This window comes from Fulvivirga kasyanovii, from assembly GCF_009711405.1.
Lineage (GTDB): Bacteria > Bacteroidota > Bacteroidia > Cytophagales > Cyclobacteriaceae > Fulvivirga > Fulvivirga kasyanovii.
The window spans coordinates 1-8,599 of the sequence record NZ_SMLW01000400.1; the positions used below are offsets into that span (position 1 = coordinate 1).

Annotated in this window: 8 protein-coding genes and 1 tRNA gene; 2 read left to right on the forward strand and 7 right to left on the reverse strand. The window is 41.6% G+C overall.

The features are described from left to right. The first annotated feature begins 31 nt into the window (after positions 1-31). Positions 32-646: an arylesterase gene (locus E1163_RS05280; protein ID WP_155170240.1), complete on the forward strand. Its 615-nt coding sequence runs from the start codon at positions 32-34 to the stop codon at positions 644-646. A 231-nt stretch (positions 647-877) separates the two neighbouring features. Here the strand turns inward: E1163_RS05280 and E1163_RS05285 are convergent. The 7 genes from E1163_RS05285 to E1163_RS05315 form a co-directional block, all read right to left on the reverse strand. After that, positions 878-948 (reverse strand) — tRNA-Cys (locus E1163_RS05285). A gap of 160 nt (positions 949-1,108) precedes the next feature. Beyond that, complete coding sequence (locus E1163_RS05290; protein WP_155170242.1) at positions 1,109-1,372, reverse strand: hypothetical protein; 264 nt, start codon at positions 1,370-1,372, stop codon at positions 1,109-1,111. 182 nt (positions 1,373-1,554) lie between these two features. Next, positions 1,555-2,319: a sensor histidine kinase gene (locus E1163_RS05295; protein WP_155170244.1), complete on the reverse strand. Its 765-nt coding sequence runs from the start codon at positions 2,317-2,319 to the stop codon at positions 1,555-1,557. A 568-nt stretch (positions 2,320-2,887) separates the two neighbouring features. Then, on the reverse strand, positions 2,888-4,963 hold the full coding sequence (gene rpsA / locus E1163_RS05300; RefSeq protein ID WP_155170246.1) for a 30S ribosomal protein S1: 2,076 nt from the start codon (positions 4,961-4,963) through the stop codon (positions 2,888-2,890). Positions 4,964-5,101: 138 nt separating this feature from the next. Beyond that, positions 5,102-5,488: a DoxX family membrane protein gene (locus tag E1163_RS05305; protein ID WP_155170248.1), complete on the reverse strand. Its 387-nt coding sequence runs from the start codon at positions 5,486-5,488 to the stop codon at positions 5,102-5,104. Positions 5,489-5,517: 29 nt separating this feature from the next. Then, entirely contained in the window at positions 5,518-6,882 is a 1,365-nt protein-coding gene (locus tag E1163_RS05310; protein WP_155170250.1) for a TolC family protein, read from the reverse strand. Between the two features lie 16 nt (positions 6,883-6,898). Next, positions 6,899-7,591: an ABC transporter ATP-binding protein gene (locus E1163_RS05315; protein ID WP_155170252.1), complete on the reverse strand. Its 693-nt coding sequence runs from the start codon at positions 7,589-7,591 to the stop codon at positions 6,899-6,901. 211 nt (positions 7,592-7,802) lie between these two features. Between E1163_RS05315 and E1163_RS05320 the strand changes: the two genes are divergently transcribed. Continuing rightward, positions 7,803-8,599: serine O-acetyltransferase (locus E1163_RS05320; RefSeq protein WP_155170254.1), on the forward strand; the 797-nt coding region annotated here is incomplete at its 3' end.

Genomic DNA, 8,599 nt, shown 5'->3' on the forward strand with positions numbered 1-8,599 from the left:
TTTGTGCCTGAAGCAAAAATTTACATACAATATGAAATACAGGATCTCACTTTTCGTCATCATACTTTCAATAATCAGCTTTGGTTTTGACCAGCAAAGAAAAACCATCATATTTTTCGGGGATAGCATTACAGCAGGTTATGGCCTGTCTAAAGAGCAGGCTTTTCCGGCTTTGGTGGGCAACAAACTGCAGGCTGCAAAATACAATTACAAGGTTATCAACGCAGGATTGAGCGGGGAAACTTCTGCCGGCGGCCTGAACCGTATAGACTGGATATTGAAGCAACCGGTTGATGTATTTGTACTTGAACTGGGTGCAAATGACGGATTACGAGGCCTGCCACTGGATCAGACCAGAAAGAACCTCCAGGGGATCATTGATAAAGTAAAGGCCAAAAATCCCGATGCTGAGATCATTATTGCCGGTATGATGGTACCGCCAAACCTCGGAAAGACGTATACGGATGAATTCAAATCCATTTTCCCTGACCTTGCCAGAAAGAATAAAGCTACACTGATCCCTTTCCTCCTGGAAGGTGTGGCAGGACACAGCAATCTAAACCTTGCCGATGGTATACATCCTAATGTGGAAGGGCATGAGATCGTAGCCCAAAATGTTTATGAGGTTTTGATGGACATGTTTTAATAAAATAGATCAAGCGGAATTTCTGGGGAGACCCTATATTTTCACCTCTTTGCTGACAGACAGTTGTTAATAGCAATCGGCAAAAGCAGTAGGCAAAGGCGTATAATATAATAATAAGCTCGGTTTACTGACTTTCAGTATCCAGTTTCATGCGTTATACATATTCACCTACAACCAAACAAAAAAGCCTTGACAAACTTAGCGTTTATCAAGGCTTTAAAATTGTTTTTGAGGCGCTGAGCGGATTCGAACCGCTGTAAAAGGTTTTGCAGACCTCTGCCTAGCCACTCGGCCACAGCGCCATTATGTAGAACTGAAAACCTCTCTTTATTTTCAGGTGTGCAAAACTATGAATATTCGTAAATTGATCAAAGGTATTTCAATATTTAGTGAAGATTTTTATTGAATCGAATAAATGGCAAAGCCAAAACAGCGAAAAACCAGCTCAATACAAATAAAAGCTCACAAAACGGGCTTCTTTTCTTTCAGGAAGGATAGCAACCTGTTGTTCAGATAGCGCTTTAACATTTCATTTTTCGAGTATGCGGCTATCTCTATCATCTCTTTTTCGGGACTGGCCTTAACGATTACTTTTGCTTCTCCTGCAAATGTATTTTCATCATTCAACTGGTCTATAAACAAAACAACACGCAGTATCTGTTCGTTAGCATCATTCATCCGATGATCATTCGCATAGTGGTGGTTATATACCCTTAGATGGATCATAAGCTTCTTCCTCCACAATAAAGGAAAGAAAAAAATAACACAGTGGGGCGCTTCGATCACGAAACAGCTTCAAGTGGTCGTTTTTGTCGTTAAATCACATTTAAAGCATTGATAACCTGCATCAAACCACAAAAAAAGCCAGCATCCGGCCGGCTCATATATTGGATTATAGTTGATATTTATCACCCTACACTTACAAAGGTTTTATGTTCCGCAGCAACTAATGTATTCGGCAAATCAACAATAAAGGATGTACCAACATTTACTGAGCTTTCCACTTCAATGGAACCATTCATTTTCTCGACTGCCTTTTTTACCAGGAAAAGGCCAAGCCCATGGCTGTCCTCATCTGATAATATAGACTTAAAGTTAGCCTCAAAGATTCTGGGTAACTTATCCTGCTCTATGCCTATGCCATTGTCTGCCACCTTAATGCGAATTCCATTATCACGGTCACTGATACTGACCGTTACAGAACAATCGCTTTTGTCTTTACATCTATACTTCACAGCGTTCTCCAAAAGGTTTTGTAGTACAGATTCCAAAACCGGCTTTAAGCCGTAGAATGTACCGTCATTTGATATATTTATAGAGAACTCTGTATTTTCAAATCCGTCAATATGACTGAGCGAAACCATTACCTCGTCCAGCAAGGTTTCAAAGTCAATCTCCTCCAGGTCATTACCTTTCTGGAACATATTCAGCGTATTTGAGATCTTTTCCTCAAGTTTATCAACACATCTGTTAATCATGAAGAAATACTCTTTGGCCTGTTCATCCTCTATGCGGGTATGTGCAAGCTTTACGATCCCTTTGAGCGAATTAACCGGACTTTTTAGATCATGAACCAACTGGTTGAACTGCACATCGCTTGTTGTGGCGTTAGTTACCTGAGCAATAGTCAGCGGCAGTTCGGCACGTTTTAGATTGGGTATGTTTGTAATCATGCTTTTCTTTTATATCTCGGTGTCGCCTACAAATGATGCTTAAAACATGCCAAAAAATATAAGCCATTTGCAAGCATAATAAGCCTCTTAGAAGAAAAGTGTCGGTGGAAATAAGACCACAGTCGTGGAAATGTTCTACATCATCTTCTCACCAACTGCAAATAACACACTGACTATCAGACATTAGCTAAAAACACTCACGGAGAGCATCTTCAGCAGCATTTACACACCTGTTTGAACACGTATTTTGCGATCCTCAGTTTTTAAACCTGGTCAGTAATAAGGGATCAGTGGATTTCCGGTGAGACGCTAACCTTTTACCTCTATGTTCGATGGACAGTTGCTAATGGCAGTTGGCAAAAGCAGTTTGCAACCTTGTGAAATAGTAATATAAGGGTTTACTTGCTATAAAGTGGTAAGCTTTATCTTCCGGTCCGGCTACTCCACATGTTTAAGCCTAGTCTTAAATAAACAAGCTCAACAAGTAAGATGAAAACTAATATGGCCTTGAAATCAAAAGAGGCTGCCTCAGTTGAAGCAGCCTCTTTATTATTAATAACGAAAGGAATTATTTTTCTTCTTCGTCGTCTTTTTCAGCTTTAGCCTCGTCAGCTTTAGCTTTTCCTTCCTCAGCTTTGGCAGTAGAAGTTTTACCCTCAGGCAATTCTTCCTCTACTTTCTCAGCTTTAGATTTTTGAGAATCAGATTTCTTTGCAGGTTTCTCCTCTTCAGCAGAAACATTTCCTTCCATTTTATCTTTCAATGCACTTAGTGCTTCAAGATCTCCAAGAGTTGACTTTTCAGTCTCACTGTTGATCTTATTCACTGTGCTTGAAGGCTTGCTCTTTTTCTTTGCACCAGAAGGAGTTGAAGCTTTTGGCTTATCCTCAGTTTTAGAGTAAATAGCTCTGTGTGAAAGCACAATCCTCTTATCGTCTTTAGAGAACTCCTGAACTTTGAAATCTAAAGTTTCGCCGTTCTCAGCTTTCTCACCATCTTCTTTCACAAGGTTCTTAATTGAGCAGAATCCTTCGATACCGTAAGGCAACTCTAATGTAGCGCCTTTATCGTTCTGACCGATAACAGTACACTTGTGAACAGAACCAGGAGTAAATACTGTTTCGAAAGTATCCCAAGGGTTCTCTTCAAGGTGCTTGTGGCTAAGGGCCAGTCTTCTGTTATCAACGTCAAGCTCAAGTACTACTACTTCAAGCTCCTCTCCTACTTTCACAAACTCAGAAGGATGCTTGATCTTCTTAGTCCATGACAGATCAGAAACGTGTACAAGACCATCGATACCTTCTTCAAGCTCGATGAACAAGCCGAAGTTAGTAAGGTTTCTTACCACTCCTTTGTGCTTGGTACCTACAGCGTATTTGGTAAGTACATCTTGCTTAGTCCAAGGATCTTCAGTCAGTTGCTTGATACCCAATGACATTTTTCTGTCATCTCTGTCAAGTGTCAATACTACTGCTTCAAGCTCGTCTCCAATGTTGATGAAATCCTGAGGATTTCTCAAGTGCTGAGACCATGACATTTCAGACACGTGGATAAGACCTTCAACACCAGGTTGAATTTCAAGGAATGCACCATAATCGGCTACATTAACGATCTTACCTTTAACTTTAGATCCGATGTCAAGATCAGCAGGAAGTGAATCCCAAGGGTGAGCAGTAAGCTGCTTCATACCCAGAGATATTCTCTTCTTGTCTTCGTCGAAGTCAAGTACAACAACCTTAACAGTTTCATCAAGGCTAAGTACTTCTTCAGGGTGGTTGATCCTGCCCCATGAGATGTCAGTAATGTGAAGAAGACCATCAACACCACCAAGATCGATGAATACACCGAAGTTAGTCATGTTCTTAATAGTACCTTCAAGTACCTGACCTTTCTCAAGGTTGTTAAGGATCTCAGCTTTTTGTTCTTCAAGATCTTTCTCGATCAGTACTTTGTGAGAAACAACTACGTTATCGTTAGTATAGTTGATTTTCACAACTTTCACTTCCATAGCCTTGTCAACAAAGATATCGAAGTCTCTGATAGGCTTCACATCGATTTGTGAACCAGGCAAGAAAGCCTCTACTCCGTATATGTCAACGATCAGACCACCTTTGGTTCTTCTCTTCACAAAACCTTCGATAACCGTATCGTTTTCGTAAGCTTTAGTGATTTTATCCCAGGCCTGAACGATCTTAGCCTTTCTTCTTGAAAGCACTAATTGTCCGTTGGCATTTTCCTGCTCTTCGATGAAAACCTCAACTTTATCTCCAACTTTCAGATTAGGTAAATCCCTAAATTCAGTTGCAGAAACAAGTCCGTCAGATTTGAACCCGATGTTAAGGATCACATCCCTGTCGTTGATACCTACTACAGTACCTTCAACAACTTCCTTCTCCTCAATGGTAGTCAATGTATCTTCATACATTGAAGCCATTTCTTCCTTCTTCTTTTTGCTGTAACCTTCACCAAAACCTTTGGTCTCGAAAGCTTCCCAATCGAAATCTTCCGGAGCTACAGTTTCTTTTTTCTCAGCAGGCTTCTTTGCTTCTTTCTTTTCTTCTTTTGCAGAAGTTTCAGTAGCTTTTTCCTCTGTTTTTGCAGATTCTACGTTTTCTTCCTCTGCAGATGTTTTTTCTTTTGCCATTATTTCTGCCCTTGATTACATGCTGCCCTAGAGCAATCAGACAACAAATTTGTTTTAAAATCATGTACGGCAGATAATACCGCACAGGCCCGTCCACCTGAACGGGAGCGCAAAGTTAAGAAAAGTTTGGATTTTAAGCTAGCTGAGATTCCGTTTATTCAAATATGGGATATCTGCTCTATGCAGTACGAGGGTGATAATTGAGCAAACACTTACGGTAACAGCAAGGCCAAACAAATATCCGCCGTCTTCCATTACCGCAATACCCAGTGCGGTAAGATGAAAAAATATAGCTCCGGCCATGATACCCAGAGCCATTAAAGCCCCGAGCCACGCAGTCCGGGGTATTAATAACAATACTGATGCAATAAGCTCTGCCACTCCCGACCCTATTCGCCCCCAGGGCTCCATGCCTACCTTAGTGAAAATGTAAATGCTCTCCTCCGCGCCGGAAAATTTAAAGAAAAGCGTTTGCAGCAAAATAATTGCTGCAATGGCTCGGACTATCCAGGATAAGGCTTTCATCAGAGAAGTAACATAGGTAAAGGGAACCTTTACTTGATATCTTCAAAAGACAGGGTTCCCGTAGCATAATCTAGCAAAAGTTCCTGAAACATCAAAGTATACCTCGCGCTGGCATAATCAGCCTGTGCCTGTACATAATCCTGATTGGCCTGGGTGTACTCTACCAGATTAGAAATACCCAGTTCATACTGTTCAGCACCCAGGGTATATGAAAGCTCCGCAGCCTCTAGCTGTGTTTGGGTCACCTTATATGCTGTTACAGCGTCGTTAAAATTCTGATAGGCCAGCAACACTTCTGACTTCACGGTATTCTCCATATTCTCAACATCGAGTTGTGAATTTTCATAAGAGACTCTTGACTGGACTACATTGGAGCGGGTTGAGAAACCTCTGAAAATAGGTATGGTAAAAGCAACACCGTAGGTCTTTTGAACATTATCATTGGTAAATTGCTGATCAAAAGTTCTGTTTTCAGCTCCGTGAATATAGTTATAGGCCGACCCATAATTAAAGAAAGCAGAAATACTCGGGTAATAGGTACCTTTGAGAGCCATGTAACTAAACCTGAAAGCCGCTTCCGTATGTTTTGCACCTTCAAAATCAGACCTGTTATTTAAGGCCACAGTATAAAGTTCCTCCAGAGATGAGCTGATGTCAACTTTTGCTGCTTCCCAGCTTGGATCTTCTATAGTGAAATTCACGCCTGGATCCATCTGTAGTGTCTGTGCCAGAATAGCTTTATCATTTCTAAGGCTGTTTTCAGCCCTCAGAAGGCTGAGCTCAGCGTTCTTTACCTGGTACATCTGATTAGAAGCATCTACTCCTGCCCTGCTGCCTGCTTCCACCTGCGTATTGATCTGCTCTAATTGCTTCTGCTGAGTTTTAACATTTTGTTCTGCAATCTTGACCAATTCTTTATCCAAAAGACACTGCAGATATCTGGCAGTCACCAGTTGAATAATATCCTGCTTCGTTCGCTCCACGGTTTCTATTTGAGCATCAAAAAGCTCTCTTGAAGCTTTATAACTGTTCAATTGATTAAACCCCCGAAATAAAGGCATTGAAGTCCTCAACGTCACGTTGGTAAAATCCAGCACACCATTCACTACCCGACCTTCCTGCTGGTTAAATGAATTTCCATCATTTCTCCCCACATTTCCTTCTATTGATACTGATGGCCCCATCTGTAGAAGCCCTGAAGTTTTGGCAATACTGGAAGCCCGAAGATTGTTCTGCTGCTGCTTTAGGGCAACATTATTGTCCAAAGCAATTTTTACTGCCTCTTTAAAGGTTAAAGGGGTATTAATAGTAGATGTATCTGCCTCTTGTGCCTGACCTGTAAAACAAAAAGCAGATACTAATATTGTTGTTATTGAAGCTACTCTATTTATCATGGTTATGTTGTGTTTCTCAATTAGAAGCTATTTTCTCTACGGGCTGATCCGAAACGACAGCACCGTCAACCAGTCTGACGATCCTCTTTCCATAGTTGGCACATTTTTCAGAGTGCGTTACCTGGATGATCGTCATACCCTCGTCGTTTAGTTTTTTGAAGATCTGCATGATCTCATCGCCTTGTTCTGAATGCAGATTACCGGTCGGCTCATCTGCCAGCAATAATTTGGGCTGCCCTATGATGGCACGCGCCACTCCCACTAATTGCTGTTGTCCGCCGGATAATTGTTCAGGGAAAAGATCTTTTTTGGCCACCATCTGAAAGCGATCGAGCATCTCTGCTACCATACTCTTTCTTTGAGCACTCTTCACTCCTTTATAAAGCAATGGCGTTTCGATGTTTTCATAAACAGTAAGCTCATCGATAAGGTGATAAGCCTGAAAGATAAACCCGATATAATGCTTATGCATATCCGACTTCTTGCGCTCTTTCATCTTATGTACAGGCTCATCAAAAAAGTAGTACTCTCCCTGCGAAGGTTCATCGAGCATACCTATTATATTCATAATGGAAGACTTACCTGCTCCACTTGGACCCATGATGGTGAGGAACTCACCCTGCTCCACTTCCAGGTCTATTCCTTTCAGGATAAAAGTCCTCTGAAACCGTGAGTCTACATACTTGTCTATTCCCTTTAGTTTGATCATAAAATTTATGTCTTCAGTTAACAATTATTCCCTTTGCCAATAAATATGCCAACAAAAAAAGTAGGCTTATAGCGTGAAATAATGTACTTTCACTACAACAAGCAAATTAAATGCGTCCGATTATGGAATAGAGTGTCTGATATCGGACAGCTCATTTTTTACGTAATTTATATGTAAAAACCAGTTAGCAACCTTAACTATCTAATACAGAATGGATCACACTTTCATCAAGCACATTTACGACACGCACCTGGAGTGTACGCAGTGCCCATCATCAAAGGCAATAGAAAGTTTTTTCGTTGATCTGTTGGGAGTGTTCTTTCCCAACTTTGCCAGCTCTCCGGTAGAATCTCTGGCCGAACTGGAAAACCGGGTAAACATCCTGAAAAAAGAAATGGAGGGCATATTATACAAGAACCTGCTGGATGAGAACAAGAGTTCGCAGGAAACCATTGAGCATTTCTTTGAGGTATTGCCGGACGTTTACTACAAACTACAAAAGGATGTAGAAGCTATGTTTGAAGGCGACCCTGCCGCCCATAGCAAAGAGGAGATCATCAGGGCATATCCCGGCTTTTATGCCATTGCGGCATATAGAATAGCACATGAACTGGCCTTGCTGGGCGTAAATACTGTTCCCAGGCTTATTACCGAACATGCACACAGCAAAACCGGGATCGACATTCACCCCAATGCCCGGATCGGAGAGCACTTTTTCATAGACCATGGCACCGGCATAGTCATTGGCGAGACTACGATCATAGGCGACCATGTAAAAATTTATCAGGGCGTAACTCTGGGAGCACTTAGCGTGGACAAGGCAGATGCCAAGACCAAGAGGCATCCGACTATTGAAGATGATGTGATCATTTACTCAGGGGCCACTATCCTGGGAGGCAATACCATAATAGGCCGGGGATCCGTGGTTGGTGGTAATGTATGGCTCACCAGAAGTGTGCCGGCCGGCTCCAAAATATACTACAAAGTCCAAATGCAAAATAGCAAAGA

Coding starts and splice junctions, on each gene's coding strand:
- E1163_RS05310 (WP_155170250.1), bottom strand. CDS start 6,882: ATGATAAATAGAGTAGCTTCAATAACAACAATATTAGTATCTGCTTTT.
- E1163_RS05280 (WP_155170240.1), top strand. CDS start 32: ATGAAATACAGGATCTCACTTTTCGTCATCATACTTTCAATAATCAGC.
- E1163_RS05315 (WP_155170252.1), bottom strand. CDS start 7,591: ATGATCAAACTAAAGGGAATAGACAAGTATGTAGACTCACGGTTTCAG.
- E1163_RS05305 (WP_155170248.1), bottom strand. CDS start 5,488: ATGAAAGCCTTATCCTGGATAGTCCGAGCCATTGCAGCAATTATTTTG.
- E1163_RS05295 (WP_155170244.1), bottom strand. CDS start 2,319: ATGATTACAAACATACCCAATCTAAAACGTGCCGAACTGCCGCTGACT.
- E1163_RS05290 (WP_155170242.1), bottom strand. CDS start 1,372: ATGATCCATCTAAGGGTATATAACCACCACTATGCGAATGATCATCGG.
- rpsA (WP_155170246.1), bottom strand. CDS start 4,963: ATGGCAAAAGAAAAAACATCTGCAGAGGAAGAAAACGTAGAATCTGCA.